The following is a 20,077-nucleotide window of genomic DNA, read 5'->3' as shown; positions in this document are numbered from 1 at the left end:
AGCGCCGTCACCGCTCGCCCGGCGACGTCGCCTCGAGCGCCGCGTCGAGGATCGTGTCGTCGGTCTCGGGATCCGCGGCGCGCTCGAGGGCGACGCGGAGGCGCGGCGAAGCGGCGGTGTCGGCGGCGACGCGGAGGCGCTCGGCGGCGCCCTCCTCGGTTCGTAGCGCGACCGCCGCGCCCGCGCGGGCGTCCTCCGGTGCGCCCGCGTCTTCGACGACGCGCCAGAGGTCTTCGCTGCGCGCGGCCGCGTCGCGGTAGCCGCCGTCGGCGTCGCGCAGGCGCGCGAGGTCCGCGCGCCACTCGCCGATCGCGCGGCGGCCGCGGCCGACCCGCGCCACGAAGTCGCCCGCGCCCGCGCGCGCCTCGAAGGCGGCGCGCGCCTCCTCGATGCGCGCGACGAAGGCGTCTTGCACGAGCGCCGCGTCGGCGGGGCCGCCCGGGCTCTGCGGCGTGACGCGAAGCGGCGGCCCCTCGGCGAGCGTGATGACCACGTCGACGCCGGTCGTCGCGACGGAGCGGACCTGGTCGTAGCGCACGAAGCGCGACCCCACGAGCCAGCGCAGATGGAGACCGTCGACGCCGACCTCGACGCGCTGCCTCATCGCGAGCGCCGCGATGAGGAGCGCGAACGCCGCGACCACGACGTAGATCAGCCGCGGGACCGCGTGCCCCCACACCGCGACCGCGAGGAGCGCGGGGAACGCGAGGATCACCGCGACGCGGCGCGCGGGGGTGGAGAAGAACGGCGACGAGAGGGAGAAGGTCGCGCGCCCGTGGGTGACGTCGCGCCCGAGCGCGAGGAGGATCTCCTTCCGCTCCTCCTCGCTCTTCGCCTCGAGATCGAAGAGCACGTCGCCCGCCGCGTCGAGCGCGCGCACGGTGCCGAGCCCCATCCGCCGCGGCTGGTGGTACGCCTGCGCGATCTCCTCGCGCGGGACGAACGCCTCGTCCGCGATCGCGACGCCCTCGCTCGAGATGCGGACGCGGGCAGGACGCGTCACCGTCTCGCGCACGAGGCCGGGGCGTACGCCGAACCCGATCCGCATGAAGATGAGCCCGACGCCGACGAGGATCGAAGCGACGACCGCACCGAAGTACGACCACGCCATCACTCCGACGAGCGCCGCCACCGTACCGAAGCCGCCCGCGCGATTGAGCTCGACCGGACGCTGGCGCGTGCGCTCCCGCATCACGACGTGGAGCGTGCGATCGAACGGTTTTTGTGGCCCCTCGGTCACCATCCTCGAGTTTATCAGCTACGATGTAGAGACGTGTTTCCTCGCCCGGTAGTCGCGGCCTTCTTCAGGCTCCTCACCGTGCTCGCCATGCTCGGCGTGCACGCGACGCCGGCGTACGCGTACTCGCACACGCTCGGCCGCGCGGGCGTCGACACCGTCGAGGCCGCGCCCACCGCGCCGGCCGGCGAGCGCGAGGCCGTCACCGCGCGCAGGTCGGGCGACACCCCGGACGCGCGGAAGCTCGAACGCTCGCCGCGGACGAGCCACCACGCGCCGCCGCTGCCGCTCGGGCCGTTCGCCACGACGCCGGCTGCGTTTCATCTCTCGGCCGAGCTCGCCGAGGTCCTCCCGCCGACGACGTGGATCGGCTGGGAGAGCGCGGCGCGCGCGCGCGCACGCTTGATGGTCTTCCTGAACTGAGCCGCCTCGTCCGCGGACACCGATAGGCCGCCGCCGAGCTCCATCGCTCGAGCGGCATCCCTCCATTTTTCGTTTCGGACGAGGTCTTCATGAACGCACGTGATTCGATCGGCTATTTCCTCCTTCTCCTCGGCGTTGGCGGCGCGCTCGCCGGCCTCGGCGCCGGGCTCCGCAACATGCCCGTCGGCTGGGCGGTGCTCCTCGTAGGGCTGGCCCTCCTCTTCGCGTCTTACCGCGTCGTGCGTCGCGAGGTGAGCTGACATGACCGGCCGCTCTTTCGTGCGCGCGGGGAGCGCGATCGCGCTGGTCAGCCTCATCGCGATCGCCGCGATCCTCCTCGGCTCGGGCTCGAGCTCCACCCGGCGATGGACGTTCGACAGCGGCGGCGTGCCGTCGGATCTCGTCGCGCGCGCGGGGCCGTGGGCGATCGAGTCGAACACGCTCGTGAGCCGCGAGGGGCCGGGCCCGGCCGTCCTCCTCGCGGAGAAGAGCACGCTGCGGGACTTCACCGCCGTCACGCGGTGCAAAGACGAGTGCGGCATCGTCTTTCGCTACCGCGATGACCGTCACTACGAGATCGTCCGCCTCGATCCCGTCACGCAACGGGCGATCCTCGCCTCGGTGAGCGACGGGCAGGAGCACCTCCTCGCGAGCGCTCCGATCGAGGTCGTCCCCGGCTCGTGGCACGAGCTCCGGATCGACACGAACGCCGGCGTCCTTCGCGTCGCGCTCGATCGCCGGCTGCTCATCGCCACGAGCGAAGGCCTCTACGCGAGCGGCGGCGCGATCGGGCTCTGGGCGCCGCCCGGCGTCGCCTACTTCGACGAGCTGTCGATCGCGGCGCTCACCGACTCGCCGCGCACGCTCGGGCTGCTCCCGGCCGCCGCGCGCCCGCGCGGATGACCGACCACGTCCGCGAGGCCCGCTCCGCTCTCCGCCGCGATCGCGTTCAGCATGCCGCGGGCGATCGCGCGCGGAAGGAACGGGCCCTCGTAGACGAAGCTCGTATAGACCTGGATCAGATCGGCCCCCGCCTGCAGCATCGCGAGCGCGCTGTCGGTCCCGTGGATGCCGCCGACGCCGATGACGCACGCGTCGGGGCCGAGCTGCGTGCGCGCGCGCTTCACCACCGCGAGCGCGCGCGGGAAGAGCGGGACGCCGCTGAGGCCGCCCGCGCCGATGCGCTCGATCTCCTCCGCCGGCGTCGCGAGCCCCGTCCGCGCGACGGTGGTGTTCGTCGCGACGACGCCGGCGAGGCCGGCGCGATCCGCTTCCATGCAGATCGCGTCGATCGCGTCGTCGGCGAGGTCGGGCGCGATCTTCACGAGGAGCGGACGCCCCGCCGTCTCCTTCATCAGCGCGGCGAAGAGCACGCGCGCGACGTCCGCGGCCTGGAGCGCGCGGAGGTCCTTCGTGTTCGGAGACGAGACGTTAACGACGAGGAAGTCGGCCGCGTCGCGGACCGCGCGGATGCTCGTCACGTAGTCGGGGAGCGCGGCTTCGATCTCGACCGGCACGCTGCGCGACTTCCCGATCGAGACGCCGACCGGCACGCCGACGCCGCCGCGGCGCGCGAGGATGCGCGGGCCGACCACGCTCGCGCCTTCGTTCGGGAAGCCGAGGCGGTTCACGAGCGCGCGATCGGCGGGGAGCCGGAACAGGTTCGGCGGCGGGTTCGGTCCCTGCGCCTCCGCGGTGACGGTGCCGAGCTCGACGTGGCCGAAGCCGAGCGCCGCGAGCGCCCGCGCGCGCTCGCCGTTCTTGTCGAGCCCCGCCGCGACGCCGAGCGGGCTCGGGAACACGAGCCCCATCTTGCGGACCTCGAGCCGCGGATCGCGCGTCACGGTCGAGAGACCACGAAGCGCAGCGCGGAGCGGCGCGAGGTGCTCGAGCGGCGCGAGCGCCAGCATCGCGGCGGCGTGGGCCGTCGTCGGATCGAGCGCGAACAGGAAGGGTCGCAGGAGCGCGTACATCGAAGGGCCGATGCGATGCACATACCGCGTTGGACGCGCGACGCGAAGGGCCTACGGTGAAGAGATGCGTTGGCCGCTGCTCGCGTCGCCTTCCATCGGCGCCGTCCTCGTCGCGAGCGCCTGCTCCGCCGGCGAGAGCGCGTCCCCCGAGACGCCGGTGCCGCCTCCGCCCGACGCGAGCGCGAGCGGCGGTCCGACGTTCGCGAAGGACGTCGAGCCGCTCGTCCAGGAGAAGTGCCAGCGCTGCCATCGGCCGGGAGGGATCGCGCCGTTCTCGCTCGTCTCCTACGAGGAGGTCCGCGCGATGGGGAACATCGCGCGGGTGAAGGTCGAAGCGCGCGAGATGCCGCCCTGGGGCGCGTTCGACGACGATGATTGCAAAGTACAGCATTCGTTCAAGGACGACCTGAGCCTCTCCGACGAACAGATCGCGACGTTCGGCCGCTGGGTCGAGGGCGGCATGCCGCTCGGCGATCCGGCGCAGCGCCCGCCGCCGAAGACGGACTTCGGCGCGACGGACCTCGGCGAAGGCGCCGAGTCGTTCGGCCTCGCGAAGCCGCACACCGTCGCGCCCGGCCCCGACGACATCCGCTGCTTCGCGGTCGATCCCGGCTTCACGAGCGACACCTGGATCAACGCGACGAACGTGGTGCCGGGCGATCCGCGCGTCGTGCACCACGTCATCGTGTACCTCGATCCGAACAAGGAGGGACCGGCGAAGGCGGGCGCAGAGGGGAGCTACAAGTGCTTCGGCGGCCCCGGCCTCCAGGCGACGCCGACGATCCTGCTCGCGTGGGCGCCGGGCGTTCCGCCGAGCGACTACGGCGCCGACGCCGCGCTCAAGGTCCCGAAGGACTCGGGCCTCGTGCTGCAGGTCCACTACCACCCGACGCAGGAGAAGACGACGGACCAGACGAAGTTCGAGCTGAAGCGCCTGACCGAGCCGCCGAAGCAGGTCGCGCAGGTCGTCCTCGCGGGCAACGCGCGCGACGCGGAGGGCTCGAACAACGGCGGACGGATCAAGCTCCTCCCCGGCACCGACGATCCGCCTTCGGGCCCGGCCTTCTTCATCCCGGCGGGACGCGCCGCGCACAAGGAGTCGATGGTCCTCGAGGTCCCGAAGGTCGGAGGGTTCCCGTTCACGGTGAACATCGCCGCGGTCGGGGCGCACATGCACTGGGCCGGCGTCGACCTGAAGATGGACATCGAGCGGAAGGACCCGAAGAACGGCCCGAAGAACGAGTGCCTCCTCGGCGTGCCGAAGTACGACTTCAACTGGCAGCGCGGCTACGTCTACGACGCGCCGCCCGAGGAGCTGCCGACCTTGAGCGACGGCGACAAGGTCACCTTCACCTGCACGTACGACAACACGATGCAGAACCGTCACGTCGCGAACGCGCTCCTCACGATCCCCGGCGCGACGCAGCCGGTCGACCTCGGGCTCGGCGAGTCGACCGACGAGGAGATGTGCCTAGGCGTGCTCGTCACGCTTCGCCCCTTCATCGCCGGCTTCGATTAGCGCGTCGGCGACGAGCGCCTCGAAGCGCTCGGCCTCGGCCGCGATCTTGCGCCGTCGCACCCGCATCCCCACCGCGACCGCCGCCAAGATGACGTAGATCCCGCCGAAGCCGACGACGCCGCGCCACGGCTCCGCCCGGTAGAAGCTCCACCCCGCGACGAGCGTCCAGATCGCCCACGCGGTGGCGGCGACGCCGACCACGAACGTCGCGCGCCACGAGAACGCGTTCCAGCGCATGTCGTCGGCGAGGCGCTTGCGCGTGAGCGCGACGAACCCCTCGAGCCCCTCCGCCATCCGCGCGCCTTCACGCAGCGTGAAGAGGCGCGTGAGCCACACCCCGCTGAAGAGGAAGATCCCTGCGCAGAGCACGACCGCGCCGGGACGGCCGTTCGAGGCGATCGCCATCCAGAGCGAGAACGACGCTGCGAGCATCGCCGCCGCGACCTCCCCCGCCACCCCGCGCTTGATCCGCCGCCCGTCCTTCACGACGCGCGCGGCGAGGGTCTTCGCGAGATCGTCGCGACCGCCGAGCGCGGCCCACTCCGCGCGCCATACCTCCAGCTCTCTCTCCTCCGTCATGACGTGCCTCCTTCCTCCATCAGCGCCCGCATCGCCGCCCGCGCGCGGTTCGCGCGGACGGCCACGTTGTTCTCCGTCGTCCCGAGCACCTCCGCGATCTCGCGATGCGAGAGCCCCTCGAGGAGGAGCATCACGACCTGACGATGCCCGAGCGGGAGCGCGCGCGTCGCCGCGAGGAGCTTGCTCCCGCGCTCCTTCCGCTCGTACGCCACGGCCGGGTTCTTCCCCGTCGTCGCGACGACGTCGTCGACGTGGTCGTCGATGTCGAGGGCGGGCCGCCCTCGCTTCGCGAGGAACGTCAGCGCGCGGTTGTGCGCGACGCGGAGGACGAAGGTCCGCTCGCTCGCCTCGCCGCGGAACGACGGCAGCGCGCGAAAGAGCGCCATGGCGATCTCCTGCAGCAGATCGTCGCGATCCGCGGCAGAGCGCGCGTAGCTCGCTGCGACTCGTTCGAGCGGCCGCGCGTGCTCGGCCAGCACGCGGGCGAGCCGTGCCTCCGGGCGTTCGAGCGGCGCTCCTTCCATCGTCATTTCGGGGCTCACAGTCGGATAGTCCGACCGCGCGGGAGAACCTTACACACGCCGCGTCGCGTCATGTAGAGAGCGCTCGGCGCTGCTCGACGCGATGAAATCCCTCGACTATGGTGCGCGCAAATCACCAAAGGAGCCCGCCGTGATCATCGGAGTGCCGAAAGAGATCAAGACTCGTGAGTACCGCGTCGGTATGACGCCCGCCGGCGTCCGCAGCCTCACCTCGCGCGGGCACAAGGTCCTCGTCGAGAAGAGCGCCGGCGAAGGCGCGGGCATCAAGGACGCCGACTTCGTCGCGGCCGGCGCGCAGATCGTCGCGAGCGCGGCCGACGCGTGGGGCGCGGAGATGGTCGTGAAGGTCAAGGAGCCGCTCCCGCAGGAGTTCGGCTTCTTCCGCGAGAACCTGATCCTCTACACGTATCTCCACCTCGCGCCGGAGCCGGAGCTCACGAAGAAGCTCGCCGAGACGAAGGTGTGCGGCATCGCCTACGAGACGATCGAGCTCGCCGACGGATCGCTCCCGCTCCTCCGCCCGATGAGCGAGGTCGCCGGCCGCATGGCGGTGCAGGTCGGCGCGAGCTGCCTCGAGAAGGAGCACGGCGGCAAGGGCGTGCTCCTCGGCGGCGTGCCCGGCACGCGCCGCGGCCGCGTCGTCATCCTCGGCGGCGGCGTCGTCGGCCGCAACGCGGCGACGATCGCGATCGGCATGGGCGCGCAGGTCACCGTCCTCGACGTCCAGTCGTCGACGATGGCGTACCTCGAGGACATCTTCGGCGGCGCGGTCGAGACGCTCTACTCGAACCCGATCAACATCGAGAACGCGGTCCGCCGCGCGGACCTCGTCGTCGGCGGCGTCCTCGTCACCGGCGCGCGCGCGCCGAAGCTCGTCACCGAGAAGCTCATCGGCGAGATGGAGCCGGGCTCCGTCGTCGTCGACGTCGCGGTCGATCAGGGCGGCTGCATCGAGACGTGCCGCCCCACGACGCACGACAACCCGACCTACGAGGTGAAGGGCGTCGTGCACTACTGCGTCGCGAACATGCCGGGCGCGGTCCCGCAGACGTCGACGTGGGCGCTCACGAACACGACGATGAGCTACGCGCTGAAGATCGCGGACCTCGGCGCGGCCGCGGCCTGCAAGGCGGACCCCGCGCTGATGAAGGGCGTCAACACGTACGGCGGTCACGTCACGTGCGAGCCCGTCGCGCAGGCGCACAAGATGGAGTACGTCGCGACCTCCAAGCTGATGGCCTGATGGACGACCTCGTTGCCGGCGTAGAGCTGCTCTGCCTCGACGCCGGCAACACCGTCATCTTCCTCGATCACGAACGGCTCGGTGCGCTGTGCGGCATCGAGCCGTCCGTTTTGGTGCGCACCGAGGGCGAAGCGAAGCGCCTCGCGGAGGAGGACGCGCTCCACGACTGCGCGTGGGGCGGCAAGCACCTCCCCGGCGCGGCGGGATGGGGGAAGATGGTCGGCACGATCGCGCTCCGCGGCGGGCTCGCGGAGGAGCGCGTCCCGGCGTTCCTCGACGCGGCGTGGGCGGATCACGTCGCGAAGAACCTGTGGTGCAAGGTGCCGGAGGGCCTCGGCGCGGCGCTCGACGGTCTCCGCGCCACCGGCGTGCACGTCGCGATCATCTCGAACTCGGAGGGCATGCTCGAGCGGCTCTTCACCGAGCTCGGCGTCCTCGGGCATTTCGACCTCGTCGTCGACAGCGGCAAGGCGGGGGTCGAGAAGCCGGACCCGCGCATCTTCCGCATCGCGTTCGATCGCTTCGGCGTGAGGCCCGAGCACGCGCTCCACCTCGGCGACGTGTACGCGACCGACGTCCTCGGCGCGCGCGCCGCCGGGTGCCGCGTCGGCCTCGTCGATCCGTTCGGCCACTACGAAGGCCGCCACCTCGACGTGCCGCGCGTCCCGGGCGCGCCCGAGGTCGCGCGCGCGATCGTCAGTTCTGGGGGACCTCGGGGAGACAGATGAGGGGAGGCTGGCAGCACGGCTCGCAGATGATCTGCTCGCAGCCGTTCGAGAGCGACTCCCCGCAGTGCAGCTGACAGTCCACGACCGCGGGACGGCAGCACTTGTTCTCGGCCGCCACGCCGCAGCGGGACGGAGCGCCATCGCAGTCGCCGCAGTCGACGTCCTGCCCGCAGTTGTTCGTCACGACCCCGCACTCCGCGGAGGCGCGCTTGCACGCGTCGTCCTTCGACTCGGGCGTGCAGCACGTCTTGTTCACGCACGTGTCGCCGGTCGCGCACGTGCACGTGACGGTCTGCCCGCAGTTCGACCTGTCGACGTCGCACTGTCCGTTACAGAGCGCCGCGATCGACTTGGCGGTGCACGACCCCGCGTCGCTCGCGTCGCCCGACCCCGCGTCGCTCAAGACGATGCCGCCGCTGCTCGAACCGGCGTCCTCCTCCTTCGGCTTCGCTGCGTCCGCCGCGCCGACGCTTCCGCCGTACACCTCCGCGTCGACGCCGCCGTCGGCGCTCGGGGCGAGCGCGCTCGGGCCGCTCGTGGCTTCGGCGCCGTCTTCGCCGGACGAGTCGATGCTCAGGAACGTCCCGCATCCTGCGAGCACCAGCGCGACGAGCGCGTACGGAGCGGAGCGTCCTGACATCGCTCCAACGATACAGGATCGGCGGGCGCGCGTGGTATAGCCGCCGTCTCTCATGTCTCTCATTGCGATCCTCCCCGGCGACGGAATCGGGCCCGAGGTCATGGCCCACGCGACGCGGCTCCTCGAGCACTACAAGAGCGACCGCAAGCTGCCGCTCGATCTATGGCAGCTCGATCTCGGCGCCGAGCGCTTCCTCCGGGACGGGACGACGTTCCCGAAGGAGATCGCGGAGCGGATCGAGAACGAGGCGAGCGCGGTGCTGCTCGGCGCGCTCGGCGATCCGCGCGTCCCGAGCCTCGAGTACGCGCGCGACATCCTCTTCGGTCTCCGCTTCGGGCTCGACCTCTACGCCAACGTGCGCCCGGTGAAGGCGCTCGCCGATCGGCTCGTCCCGCTGAAGGACCGGACCGCGAAGGACGTCGACCTCGTCGTGTTCCGCGAGAACACGGAGGGCATCTACGTCGGCGTCGGCGGGCAGTTCAAGAAGGGCACCGCCGACGAGATCGCGATCAACGAGGACATCAACACGCGGAAGGGCGTCGAGCGCCTGATCCGCGCGGGCTTCGAGTACGCGAAGGCGCACGGGAAGAAGACCGTGCACATGGCGGACAAGTCGAACGCGATGAAGCACGCGCACGAGCTCTGGTACCGCTGCTTCTTCGAGGTCGCGAAGGAGTACCCCGGCATCGACGCGAAGCACGTCTACGTCGACGCGCTGTGCCTCTACCTCGTGCAGGACCCGACGCCCTTCGAGGTGATCGTCACGAACAACCTGTTCGGCGACATCGTCACCGACCTCGGCGCCGGTCTCCAGGGCGGCCTCGGCATGGCCGCGAGCGCGAACCTCCACTACGCCGACCCGAAGCGCGTCGCGATGTTCGAGCCGGTCCACGGCTCCGCCCCTCCCCTCGTCGGCAAGGACCTCGCGAACCCGATCGCGGGCTTCCTCACGGTCGGAATGATGCTGGCCCACCTCGGCTACGCAGAAGAAGAGGAGCGGATCGAGAAGGCCTGCGCCGAGGCGATCGCGAGTGGGAACTGCACGCCCGATGTAGGTGGCGACAAGGGAACGAAGGCGGTCGCGGACTGGGTGCTGGATCGAATTCGCGGGGGTCGCTAATTTTTCTCCCAAGCGCGGCGAGCTCCGACGTGTTTCCCCCAAACGGATGACATTTCGGCTCGGGCGCGGGAACTTCCGCGTTTTCCCGCTGTCCGCGTGATTCATCCGAGCCGTGTCAGATTGATCCGGTCTCGAGCGTTGTTCGTCCAATACGCCGCGCTCGGGAAGGCCGAGCCGGACAAAGCGGAGAATCTCGAAGAAACATGGGCGTCAAGGGCTGGAACGTGGCGGTGCTGGTGGCGATCGGGGCTCTCTGGTTCTGCGGCACGACGCAGCGCGAGAAGCCTGTCGTCAGTGACGCGTCGCGGACGACGACCCTCTCCGCCCTCGAGAGCAAGGCCGCCGCGACCCCGAACGACGCGGCGACGCTGCGGAACCTCGCGCAGGCCTACCTCGACTCCAACCAGCCCGGCATGGCGGTGGGCGCGATCGAGCGCGCGCCGGCGGCCCTCCGCAACGAGCCCGCGGTCGACCACGTGTACGCCCGCGCGCTGCTGGAGCAGGGGCGCTCCGCCGACGCCCTCGCGGCGGAGAAGCGCGTGCTCGCGCGCTGCGCCGACCCCTCCGTCGAGGTCCCCGCGTGCTCGACGTGGCTCATCGCCTCCGCCACGCGCCGCGCGGAGATCATCGAGCAGCTCGTCCAGCTCGGCGTCGAAGACGCGAACGCGCACCCGGAGGCGTCGAGCCTCGCTTACCACAACGCCACCCGCCAGGTGTCTGTCTCTTATTAACGTCGGGGCTTCGCCCCGACACCCCACCCCAGACACGGCCCTCGCGCGGAGCGCTCGGGGCGCTTCGCGCCCGCTTTCGCGGCCGCTTCTGGGGCCCCGGTTCGCTTGATGGGTGTGTGCAGTTTGCATGTAATTTCGAACGAGTCTCTTGCGTGAGTTGTCGTGGCGGTGGGGGCGGCGGTCACGTATCGTGAAGGGCGGAGTCGAATGGCAAGCTGGGCGAAAGCATGCACGGTGACGACTCTGGCTCTCGCGAGCACGGGATGCTCGCTCATCCAGGGTCCGGGGATGTCGCCGAAACATGCGCTCCATCCCTCGGCGAAGGAAGAGACGGAGATCGAGATCCGCTGGCTCGCCGAGACGCCGAACGTCGGCGCGGTGCCGGACGACGCGATCTTGCGCGTCGTCGGCCCGACGATGACGTGCACCGGCACGCTGATCGCGGACGACCTCGTGCTGACCGCGCATCACTGCCTCGTCGAGCGCGGGGCGCACGGTGAGTTCGAGAAGAAGCTCGTCGCGCCGTCGACGCTGAACGTCGAGATCGGCGGCGACTACTTCGCGTGGACGGAGGTCGGGGTCCGTCACATCGTCGCGCCGCCGTGCGGCGAGGGCGGCGGGAGCGGCGACATCGCGGTGCTCGTGCTGCAGCGCAAGCTCGTCGGCATGGAGAAGATGACGCCGCGGCTCGAGGCGCCGCCGAAGCTCGGCGAAGAGGCGGTCTCGATGGGCTTCGGCCGCTGCGCGCTCTCCGGCGACGCGATCCGCCGAAAGACGCGCGAGGGCGGGCCGATCCGCGCGATGCAGCCGGAGACGATCTCGCTCGACGCCGCGATCTGCCCGGGCGACTCCGGCGGACCGGTCTTCGCGAAGGGCACGCGCGAGGTCATCGGGGTGGTGAGCCTCTCGGCGATGGATCACGACGAGCGCACGCGCGGCGCGTCGGTGATGGCGCGCATCGACGCCTACCGCTCCGTCTTCTCGAACGCCCACGCGATCGCGGACGGGGCCTCGCCGCAAGAGCTGCCGCCGCTCGAGTGCAACACCGGCGCGACGACCATCGCCCGCCCGCGAGGATCCGCGCAGAAGCCGTGATAGCCTCCCGTGCATGTGCGGGATCGTCGCCTACGTCGGAACGAAAGATTGCGCCCCCATCCTCGTCGAGGGGCTCCGCCGCCTCGAGTATCGCGGCTACGACTCGGCCGGCCTCGCGGTCCACGCCGGACGCGGCGTCGAGATCGTCCGCGCGGTAGGCAAGCTCGCCAACCTCGACGCGGCGCTCGCGAAGAACCCGCTCTCCGGCACGACCGGCATCGGCCACACGCGCTGGGCGACGCACGGGCGCCCGAACGAGGCGAACGCGCACCCGCACGTCGCGGGCAAGGTCGCGGTCGTGCACAACGGCATCATCGAGAACCACGTCGAGCTGCGGCGCGAGCTCGAGGGCCGCGGGGTCAAGTTCGCGAGCGACACCGACACCGAGATCGTGGCGCACCTCGTCGACGAGAACATGAAGGGCGGCGCGAACCTCGTCGCGGCGGTGCGGAAGGCGCTCAACGTCGTGCGCGGCGCGTACGCGATCGCGGTCGTCGACGGAGACTCCCCCGACGAGATCGTCGTCGCGAAGAACGACTCGCCGCTCGTCCTCGGGGTCGGGGACGGCGAGAGCTTCGCCGCGAGCGACATCCCCGCGCTCCTCGCGCACACGCGCGACGTCATCCTCCTCTCCGACGGCGAGATGGCGGTCGTGAAGAAGTCCGGCTTCGAGATCACGAACATCGCGACGGGGGACAAGGTCGAGCGCGCGCCGAAGCGCATCGACTGGTCGCCGACGCAGGCGGAGAAGGGCGGCTACAAGCACTTCATGCTCAAGGAGATCTTCGAGCAGCCGCGCGCGATCGAGGACACGCTCCGCGGGCGCGTCGACCTCCAGGCCGCGGACGTCATCGCGTCGGAGATCGGCGTCACCGAGGAGCTCGCGAAGAAGCTCGGGCGCGTCTACTTCGTCGCTTGCGGCACGAGCGCCCACGCCGCGATGGCGGGGCGCTACTGGGTCGAGTCGCTCGCCCGCGTCCCGGCGATGGTCGAGATCGGGAGCGAGGTCCGCTACCGCGACCCCGTCTTCCTCCCGAACGACCTCGTCGTCGCGGTGAGCCAGAGCGGCGAGACGCTCGACACGATCGCGGCGGTGAAGACCGCGCGCGCGGCGGGCGCGACCGTCGTCGCGATCGCGAACGTCCTCGACAGCGCGATCCCGCGCGCCTCGAACGGTGCACTCTACACGCACGCGGGCCCCGAGATCGGCGTCGCGTCGACGAAGTGCTTCACGACGCAGCTCGCGGCGCTCCTCATGCTCGCGGTCTACCTCGGCCGCCGCCGCGGGACGCTCCCGGAGAAGGAGGCGAGCCGGGTCCTCCACGCGCTCTTCCACGTCCCCGCGCAGATGCGCGAGGTGCTGCAGCAGTCGGAGCACATCAAGCACATCGCGCGGAAGCACCTCCGCGCGCGCGACATGCTGTTCCTCGGCCGCGGCACGCAGTTCCCGATCGCGCTCGAGGGCGCGCTGAAGCTGAAGGAGATCTCGTACATCCACGCGGAGGGCTACGCCGCGGGCGAGATGAAGCACGGTCCGATCGCGCTCATCGACGAGGACATGCCGGTCGTCGTCGTGTGCCCGAAGGACAACCAGTACGAGAAGGTCGTCTCGAACATGCAGGAGGTGAAGGCGCGCGAGGGCCAGCTCATCGCGGTCTGCTCCGCCGGCGACATGGACGTGCCGATGCTCTGCATCCCGGAGAGCCAGATCCCGCCGTCGCGCCCGCTCCACTCGATCCCGCCGGTGATCCCGGACGTGGTGACGGTCCCGATCGCGGAGCACGAGGTGCTGCCGCTCCTCACCGTCATCCCGCTCCAGCTGCTCTCCTACCACATGGCCGATCTCAAGGGCACCGACGTCGACCAGCCCCGCAACCTCGCCAAGACCGTCACGGTGGAGTGACGAGGGCGAGGGCGCCTGCCCCGCACACGAAATGACGAAGCTCGCCCGCTCGCTCGTGTCGTGCTCTCTCCTCAGCCTGCTGGGCCTCATGGGGTGCTCGAAATCGCGCGTGCGGCCGACGCCGGCGGGGAGCGCCTCGGTGGCGCTCGAGTCTCCTCCGCCACACGATCCTCCGGCGCGCGATCCGACGTTCTTCGAGCGCTCGGCGCGCGCCGGCGCGCTGATCGAACACTGCTCTGCTCCTCCGCCGACCGAGTGCGACGTGGACGCCGATTGCGCCATCTTCGACATTCCGACGTTCGACGGCGGGGACTGCGCATCGACGATGCGCCTGGGCATCACGGCCGCCGGCAAAGACGCCTATCTCAGGTCAAAGCCTTGCCCCGGCGAGCGCGAAGTCCGGCACGCCGACTGCGTCGTCCACTGGGTGCGCGCCGAGTCGGACACCGCCGACCCGCCGCCGAACACCGAGATCCGGGCTCGCTGCGTGAAGACCGCGCTCAACTACGGCCTCTGCCGCGCCTCTCACGCGTACTGAGTGCGTCACGGCGCGGTCCTCCGCCACCACGCTGAGTCGCCGGCAGCGCGACGGCGCTCCTTCGGCGGCGGAGCGATCGGAGGATGCACGCGGCGGCGACGAGCCCGCCTCCAAAGAGCGACGCGGGGCGAAGCGATTCCGCGGGGACGACGCTGCAGCCGGAGCCGGAGTCGGCCGCGCCGACGGTGATGACGCCGGGGTTGAGCCCACCGCTCGAGCCCGGAGGGGCCGTCGCGCCGCTGTCCGCAGCCGGAACGACGGGCTCCGGTGTCGTGGAATCGGGGGCTCCCGCGTCGGTGACGCCGCTGTCCTCGTCGCCGGCGCCGGCGTCTTCAGGACCCGCGTCGACACCGCTGTCGGAGCCGGCGTCCGTGGGCACGAGACCGCAGGTCATGTCGAGGTTCGTCACGTCGCCGCCCGCGACGACCACCGTCCCCGTCGCCGCGAAGGAGCAGTGCTGGCCCGCCGGCTGGGACTTCACCGTCACGTCGTAGGTCCCGTCGGGCAGCCCTTCGAAGCGATACGGACCGGACGCCGCGATCGGGAGATCCGTCGCGTCGTCGATCCGGAGCACCAGCCCGTCGTTCGTGAGGCCCGAGATGGCTCCGCCGGCGGCGTGGCCCTCGTACCGAAAGCCGGGACCGAACACGCCCTGGGCCACCTTGGCGTCGATCGTCGGTCGCGCGAAGCTGCCGCCGCCCAAGATGAGCGACGTTTGCCGTGATCCGCCGAAGGTCAGGTGAGGGACGGTGGAGTCGCTCGCGACGACGAGGATCCGTTCCGTGCTCATGCCCGGAAAGAAGGCGCCGACCGTGTACGTCTGGTTCTTCGCCAGGGTCACCGTCAACGACTCGTAGCGATACTCGCCGTCCAGCGTGCTCTCGGCGCCGGCCTTGACCGTGACGCTGCCCAAGAGCGTCCCGGCGTCGTCCCAGATCCCGACCTCGTGGGAGCCCGTGAGCCCGGTGCCTTGAAAGACGCCGAGCGACGTGACGGCCAGATCGCGTTTCCCCACGGTGAAGGTGAAGCCCACCGTCGCGCCCGCGTTGGCACCCGAGAACTCGACCCACGAAGCGTCCCGCGCGCCCTTGGGCGCGATGGCGGGGGTCGGAGCCGCCATCACCGTCGACGAGACGGTCACGGCGGAGACGATCGAGGCAAGCTTCGCGGGGAGGCGGCGGGCAACGCGCATCCCGCCACGATATCCCACGAGCCGTGGCGAGGAGCACGCGGCGACGCCGTCACGGTGGCGTGAGCTTCGCGGCGTCGAAGTGGGCCTTCACGCGATCGGCGGTCAGCGGCGCGTCGTAGATCGCGAGCTCGTCGAGGCCGCCCTCGAAGTCGAAGCCCCACGAGATCGTGGCGTCGGGGTTCCCGGCGGGCTCGGGCGCGCCTCCTGCCGTCGCGACGACCATCGCGTCGGCGTACATCTTCGAGCGCACGCCGTCGTAGACGATGACGAGATGCGTGAAGCGGTCGGCTGGCAAGCGCGTGTCCCAGTACAGGCCGTCCACCACCGCCCTCTCGCGCCAGCGCTCGAAGCCGACGACTCCCCGTCCGGCGTTGAGCCACGCGTACGTCCCGTCGAGCGGCCCGCCCCCGCCGATCGTGATCTTCGAGAACAAGCGCCGGTAGTCGTCGCCGCTCGAGGTCGGCCGGACCCAGGCCTCGAGCGTGAACGTCTTGTCGGGAGAGAGGTCGATCTCGCCGCCGACGCGGAGCTCCGTGTTGCCATTGAGCGTGATCGAGGCTCCGCTCAGCGCGCCCTTCTGCCCGCGCTGCACCCGCGAGGGATGGATGATCGTGAGCGGACGGCGGCCCATCTCGTCGGCGAGGATGTTGCCGGCCGGCTCCTCGAGCCGCCAGTACGACGCGGGCGCGTCCGCCATCACCGCCGCGACGTAGGCATGCGCGGGCGGCGCGTCGACCGGCGCGTCGTCGGCGGTCGTCGCGTCGTCGGGCGACGCCTCGATCGCCGCCGCCCCCTCGGCCGCGGCGTCTCCCTGCGGCGGGCTCCCGTCGCCGTCGCCGTCCGTAAAGCCACTCCCGAGGAAGAAGAGCGTGCAGCCCGGCGCGGCGAGGACGAAGAGGAGTGCGGCGGCGCGGGAAGTCATGCTCACGTGCTCCCCTTGTCTCGGTCGCGCGACGACGACGAGATCCTCAGCGCAGGCGGAAGGTGGAGAGCGCGCTCGTGAGCTGGCGGAGCGCGGCCTCCTGCGCGCGCGCGCTCTCCTCGACCTTCGTGATCATCGCGACGAGCTGCTTCGCGCCCTCGGACTGGGATTTGTGGCCGGTGTTGAGGTCCGTCACCATCCCCGAGATGTTCTCGATCGCGGTCGTGATCTGGCGGCCGCCCTTCGCCTGCTCGTTGGCGCTGCGCTCGACCTGCTGCGTGATGATGCGCATCTTGTCGGCGCTCTTCGTGATGTGCTCGGCGCCCTTCGCCTGCTGCCCCGTCGCGACCGCGATCTGCTGCACCGCGTCCGAGATGCGCCCGATCGCGTCGGTGACCTGACGCGAGCCCTTCGACTGCTCCACCGTCGCGCGCGCGATCGCGCGGACCATGGTCGTCGACTTCTGGCTCGACTCGAGGATCTTCTTGAGCGCGCGCTCGGCCTCGTTCGAGACCTCGACGCCGCGGTCGACGTTGTGCGCGCCGCGCTCGACCGCCGTGATCGCGTTCTTGCTCTCGCCCTGGACCGTCTTGATGAGGTCCGTGATCTCGCGCGTGCTCGCGCCGGCGCGCTCGGCGAGATCCTTGATCTCGTCCGCGACGACGGCGAAGCCCTTGCCCTGCTCGCCGGCCTGGGCGGCGATGATCGCGGCGTTGAGCGCGAGGAGGTTCGTCTGCTCGGCGACGTCGTCGATGACGTTGACGATCTGGCCGATCGCGTCGATGCGCGCTCCGAGCGTGCCGATCGCGGTGACGGCCTCCTGCGAGCTCTCCTTGATGCGGTAGATCTCGCTGATCGTCTTCAGGATCGCCTCCGCGCCCTTCTCCGCGTCGAGCGTCACTTCCTCCGAGAGGCGCGCGGTCTCGTTCGCGTTCGACTGCACCTGATCGATCGAGACGTCCATCTCGTTCATCGACGAGCTCGTCTCCTCCGCCGTGAGCGCGAGGGCGTCGATGTTCTTGTTCACCTCCTTGATCGAGGCCGCCATCTCCTCGATCGAGCTCACGCTCTCGCGCACGCTGTTCGCGAGGTCGCCGATGTTGGTCGCGACCTCCGCGCTCGTCGCCGTCATCTCGAGGATCGACGACGACGACTCCTCCGCGTTGTGGGTGAGCGACTCGACGCTGGTCGAGAACGCGCGCATAGCGCCGGCGATGTCCTTCACCAGGCGCGACGTGTCCTCCGAGGCCGTGACCTGCGCCTGCACGCTCTCCTGGAGCTTGCGCGTCAGCGTCTCGATCTCGGCCTGCGCTTCGCGCGCCTCCCGCGCGCGCTTGCTCTCGTCCTCCGCGAGGCGGCCGAGCTCGTCGAACACGCGCGCGAGCTCGGGCGACGCGCCGAGCGGCGGCGACGGGCGCTCCCCGCGGCGCGCGCGGTTGACGCCGTCGGTGACGGAGCTGACGTCCTGCGCGCCTCCACCTTGCCCCATGAGGAAGAAGACGATCACGGCGCCGGTGCCGGCGATGATCAGGAGCACGGTCGGCATCACCTGCGACGGATCCTTCGCGTCCTTCAGGAGGAAGTACGTCGCGGCCGCGGCGAAACCAACGAGGAAGAGCCCGGCGAAGTGCCTGGTGCTGAATTGGTTGGGGTTCACAGGAATGGCTGAGGGTACTCGGTTAAACCGGCGGCGTCACAGATCGACGACGCCGATGGTGAGGCCGCCGTAGAAGGATCGGACGTCGCGGTCGAACCGCTGGCCGGGGAACAGCGGCAGCGTGAAATACCCGTCGCCGCGCGTGTACATCCCGTCGGCGCAGATGCCGAGCCGCCCGAGGTAGACGCAGCCGTTCCCGCGCAGCACGGCGACGGCGCCGCCGGGGAGGTTGTCGTCCGCCTCGATCCGCGTGTAGCCCATGTCGAAGCGGAGGAGGCGCGAGTGGAGCGCGAAGTAGCCGCCCCACTCCAGGCTGCCGCCGCCGAGCTCGCGCCGCGTGCGATGGCCCGTGTTGTAGCGCCCCGTGATCAGCGGCGCCGCGCGGACGCCGGCCTCGATGACGTTGCGGCCCTTCAGGTACTGGTACGCGACCTCCGCGACCGGGAGCGAGAGGCGCGAGAAGTAGAAGCGCTTGTTGCCGAGGAGCTCGCCGTGGAAGCCGATCCGCGCGAGCGGCCCGTGCTCCTTCCCGAAGGGCGCGCGCGCGCCGAGCGCGATCAGCCCGCCGAGCCCGCCCTCGAAGCCCGCCGAGCCGCCGCCGATCGACGCGTGGCTCGACTCGTGGAGCGTGAGCACGCCCGTCGTCTTGAACTGCTCCGAGTTCCCCGCGACCATCACGCCGCCGAACATCCCGTTCGTCTCGGCGCCCTTCGTCGTGGTCATCGAGGCGCGGACGCCGAACACGCTGCCCTGCTCCCACGGCTTCGACTTCCGCTTCTTGCAGCCGTTCGGCTCGACCTCGAACGGCTCGTCCTCGTCGATCGGCGGACAGACCGGCGGGGGCGGCTGCTGCGGATACGACGGGTACCGTTGCGGGTACGGCGCGTACTGCGGCGGCGGCGGAGGATACGGCGCGTACGGTCCCGGCGGCGGGGGCGGCGGATACTGCTGCGGGTACGGCGCGTACTGCGCGCGGGCGGAGGAAGTGAGGAGGAAGAGGAAGAGCGCCAGCGAAGGGACGAGGCGGCGAAGCATGCTCCATCGTCCCGCGAGCGAGCGCAGGCGTCGAGGGCTCACGCGGACTTCTTCACCCGGCGGGCGGAGTCCTCCTCGAAGGCGACGCCGAGGTCTTCGAGCCGCTTCTGCGTGATGCCGAACGCGACCTCGCTCGCGTCCGCCCCGACGAAGGAGCGCCCGAGCTTCGCCGCCGCCGCGAGCGTCGTGCCGCTGCCCATGTAGGGATCGAGCACGAGGTCGCCGGGATCGGACAGCGCGGAGACGAGGCGCTCGAGCAGGAGCTCCGGCTTCTGCGAGGGATACCCGGTGCGCTCCTTCGACACCGGCGCGATGACGCCGATCTCCCAGACGTCCCCCATCGGCACGCCCTTCGAGGGCTCGTCGAGCGTCGACGATCGCGCGCGGCGCCCGTCGGCCTCGATGACGGCGCGCTGCTTGTTCGTCCCCCACGTCGCGAGGGTCGACGCGGCGAGCGGCTCGTAGGGCTGGTTCCAGCGCGGCGCCGCCTTCGGGTCCTTGCGGTAGCGGAGGAGCACGTCGTGGACGCGCTGGAAGTTGGGCGTCTTGCTCGGCCAGCGCCGGTAGCGCCACACGATCTCGCTCGCGAACGCGTCGTCGCCGAAGATCTCGTCGCAGAGCACCTTCACGTAGTGGCTCGTCTTCGGATCGACGTGCACCACGACCGATCCGTGCGGCGCGAGCAGCTCACGCACGAGCACGAGCCTTTGTCCGAGCGCCTCGAGGTACTCACCGCGCCCCGACCACCGATCGTCGAACGCGAACTTCTTCGGCCGCTTGCTGAGCGGCCCCGACCGCGGCGGCGCGTTCTCCTTCTCGATCGCCTCGAACGCGCGCCCGGTGAGAAACGGCGGATCGAGGTACGCGAGCGTGACCGTGCTCCCGATCTCCTTCCTCATCGCCGCGAGCGACGCCCGGTTGTCCCCGAGCCAGAGCGCCCCACGCCCCGAGCGCAACACCCGCTCCGACGCCAACGCGCCCGGCGCCTCGAACACCGCGT

At 70.8% G+C, this 20,077-nt stretch carries 21 protein-coding genes; 11 read left to right on the top strand and 10 right to left on the bottom strand.

Annotated elements, in window-relative coordinates; translation table 11 throughout:
* Positions 1–7 precede the first annotated feature (7 nt).
* Entirely contained in the window at positions 8–1,243 is a 1,236-nt protein-coding gene (locus KF837_31385; protein ID MBX3231870.1) for a hypothetical protein, read from the bottom strand.
* A gap of 30 nt (positions 1,244–1,273) precedes the next feature.
* Here KF837_31385 and KF837_31380 point away from each other — a divergent pair, with 30 nt between their 5' ends.
* From KF837_31380 to KF837_31370, 3 genes are all read left to right on the top strand, one after another.
* Positions 1,274–1,660 (top strand): hypothetical protein, encoded by a 387-nt coding sequence (locus KF837_31380; protein MBX3231869.1) that lies wholly within the window; start codon positions 1,274–1,276, stop codon positions 1,658–1,660.
* An 89-nt stretch (positions 1,661–1,749) separates the two neighbouring features.
* Complete coding sequence (locus KF837_31375; GenBank protein ID MBX3231868.1) at positions 1,750–1,920, top strand: hypothetical protein; 171 nt, start codon at positions 1,750–1,752, stop codon at positions 1,918–1,920.
* 1 nt (position 1,921) lies between these two features.
* Positions 1,922–2,563 (top strand): hypothetical protein, encoded by a 642-nt coding sequence (locus KF837_31370; protein ID MBX3231867.1) that lies wholly within the window; start codon positions 1,922–1,924, stop codon positions 2,561–2,563.
* On the opposite strand, the gene KF837_31365 is transcribed toward KF837_31370, so the two are convergent.
* Positions 2,476–3,633, bottom strand: coding sequence for a quinone-dependent dihydroorotate dehydrogenase (locus KF837_31365; GenBank protein ID MBX3231866.1), 1,158 nt, complete (start codon positions 3,631–3,633; stop codon positions 2,476–2,478). The genes KF837_31370 and KF837_31365 overlap by 88 nt on opposite strands.
* Positions 3,634–3,697: 64 nt before the next feature.
* Here KF837_31365 and KF837_31360 point away from each other — a divergent pair, with 64 nt between their 5' ends.
* Positions 3,698–5,152 carry a hypothetical protein gene (locus KF837_31360; GenBank protein MBX3231865.1) on the top strand — a complete coding sequence of 485 codons (1,455 nt, stop codon included), beginning with the start codon at positions 3,698–3,700 and terminating at the stop codon, positions 5,150–5,152.
* Here the strand turns inward: KF837_31360 and KF837_31355 are convergent.
* Together KF837_31355 and KF837_31350 are read right to left on the bottom strand one after the other, a co-directional pair.
* Positions 5,105–5,731, bottom strand: a complete 627-nt coding sequence (locus KF837_31355) for a hypothetical protein (GenBank protein ID MBX3231864.1) — start codon at positions 5,729–5,731, stop codon at positions 5,105–5,107. The two genes, KF837_31360 and KF837_31355, sit on opposite strands and share 48 nt — an antisense overlap.
* Complete coding sequence (locus tag KF837_31350; protein MBX3231863.1) at positions 5,728–6,261, bottom strand: RNA polymerase sigma factor; 534 nt, start codon at positions 6,259–6,261, stop codon at positions 5,728–5,730. Before KF837_31350 ends, KF837_31355 begins: the two co-directional genes overlap by 4 nt.
* A 142-nt stretch (positions 6,262–6,403) precedes the next feature.
* Here KF837_31350 and ald point away from each other — a divergent pair, with 142 nt between their 5' ends.
* Positions 6,404–7,516: an alanine dehydrogenase gene (ald, locus tag KF837_31345; protein MBX3231862.1), complete on the top strand. Its 1,113-nt coding sequence runs from the start codon at positions 6,404–6,406 to the stop codon at positions 7,514–7,516.
* Positions 7,516–8,244, top strand: coding sequence for an HAD-IA family hydrolase (locus tag KF837_31340; GenBank protein ID MBX3231861.1), 729 nt, complete (start codon positions 7,516–7,518; stop codon positions 8,242–8,244). Before ald ends, KF837_31340 begins: the two co-directional genes overlap by 1 nt.
* Here KF837_31340 and KF837_31335 read toward each other — a convergent pair.
* On the bottom strand, positions 8,213–8,884 hold the full coding sequence (locus KF837_31335; protein ID MBX3231860.1) for a hypothetical protein: 672 nt from the start codon (positions 8,882–8,884) through the stop codon (positions 8,213–8,215). The genes KF837_31340 and KF837_31335 overlap by 32 nt on opposite strands.
* Before the next feature lie 52 nt (positions 8,885–8,936).
* Between KF837_31335 and KF837_31330 the strand changes: the two genes are divergently transcribed.
* The 5 genes from KF837_31330 to KF837_31310 all read left to right on the top strand — a co-directional run bounded on the left by KF837_31330 (position 8,937) and on the right by KF837_31310 (position 14,271).
* The gene (locus tag KF837_31330) at positions 8,937–10,004 is read left to right on the top strand and encodes an isocitrate/isopropylmalate dehydrogenase family protein (GenBank protein ID MBX3231859.1); all 1,068 of its coding nucleotides are present in this window, start codon (positions 8,937–8,939) and stop codon (positions 10,002–10,004) included.
* A 203-nt stretch (positions 10,005–10,207) separates the two neighbouring features.
* Positions 10,208–10,735 carry a hypothetical protein gene (locus tag KF837_31325; protein ID MBX3231858.1) on the top strand — a complete coding sequence of 176 codons (528 nt, stop codon included), beginning with the start codon at positions 10,208–10,210 and terminating at the stop codon, positions 10,733–10,735.
* A 234-nt stretch (positions 10,736–10,969) separates the two neighbouring features.
* Entirely contained in the window at positions 10,970–11,830 is an 861-nt protein-coding gene (locus tag KF837_31320) for a S1 family peptidase (GenBank protein MBX3231857.1), read from the top strand.
* A 13-nt stretch (positions 11,831–11,843) separates the two neighbouring features.
* A complete protein-coding gene (gene glmS, locus KF837_31315; GenBank protein MBX3231856.1) occupies positions 11,844–13,733 on the top strand; it encodes a glutamine--fructose-6-phosphate transaminase (isomerizing) in 1,890 nt (629 codons plus the stop codon).
* A 31-nt stretch (positions 13,734–13,764) separates the two neighbouring features.
* Complete coding sequence (locus tag KF837_31310) at positions 13,765–14,271, top strand: hypothetical protein (protein MBX3231855.1); 507 nt, start codon at positions 13,765–13,767, stop codon at positions 14,269–14,271.
* Here KF837_31310 and KF837_31305 read toward each other — a convergent pair.
* The 5 genes from KF837_31305 to KF837_31285 all read right to left on the bottom strand — a co-directional run bounded on the left by KF837_31305 (position 14,234) and on the right by KF837_31285 (position 19,976).
* Positions 14,234–15,463 carry a DUF4082 domain-containing protein gene (locus KF837_31305; protein ID MBX3231854.1) on the bottom strand — a complete coding sequence of 410 codons (1,230 nt, stop codon included), beginning with the start codon at positions 15,461–15,463 and terminating at the stop codon, positions 14,234–14,236. The genes KF837_31310 and KF837_31305 overlap by 38 nt on opposite strands.
* A 49-nt stretch (positions 15,464–15,512) precedes the next feature.
* The gene (locus KF837_31300; protein ID MBX3231853.1) at positions 15,513–16,385 is read right to left on the bottom strand and encodes a LamG domain-containing protein; all 873 of its coding nucleotides are present in this window, start codon (positions 16,383–16,385) and stop codon (positions 15,513–15,515) included.
* Between the two features lie 46 nt (positions 16,386–16,431).
* A complete protein-coding gene (locus tag KF837_31295) occupies positions 16,432–17,931 on the bottom strand; it encodes a chemotaxis protein (GenBank protein ID MBX3231852.1) in 1,500 nt (499 codons plus the stop codon).
* Between the two features lie 147 nt (positions 17,932–18,078).
* Positions 18,079–19,077 (bottom strand): hypothetical protein, encoded by a 999-nt coding sequence (locus KF837_31290; GenBank protein ID MBX3231851.1) that lies wholly within the window; start codon positions 19,075–19,077, stop codon positions 18,079–18,081.
* A gap of 38 nt (positions 19,078–19,115) precedes the next feature.
* Positions 19,116–19,976 carry a site-specific DNA-methyltransferase gene (locus KF837_31285; GenBank protein MBX3231850.1) on the bottom strand — a complete coding sequence of 287 codons (861 nt, stop codon included), beginning with the start codon at positions 19,974–19,976 and terminating at the stop codon, positions 19,116–19,118.
* Positions 19,977–20,077: the final 101 nt, after the last annotated feature.

It is taken from the genome of Labilithrix sp., from assembly GCA_019637155.1.
GTDB lineage: Bacteria > Myxococcota_A > Polyangia > Polyangiales > Polyangiaceae > Labilithrix.
This window is presented reverse-complemented; position numbering and strand designations above follow the sequence as displayed.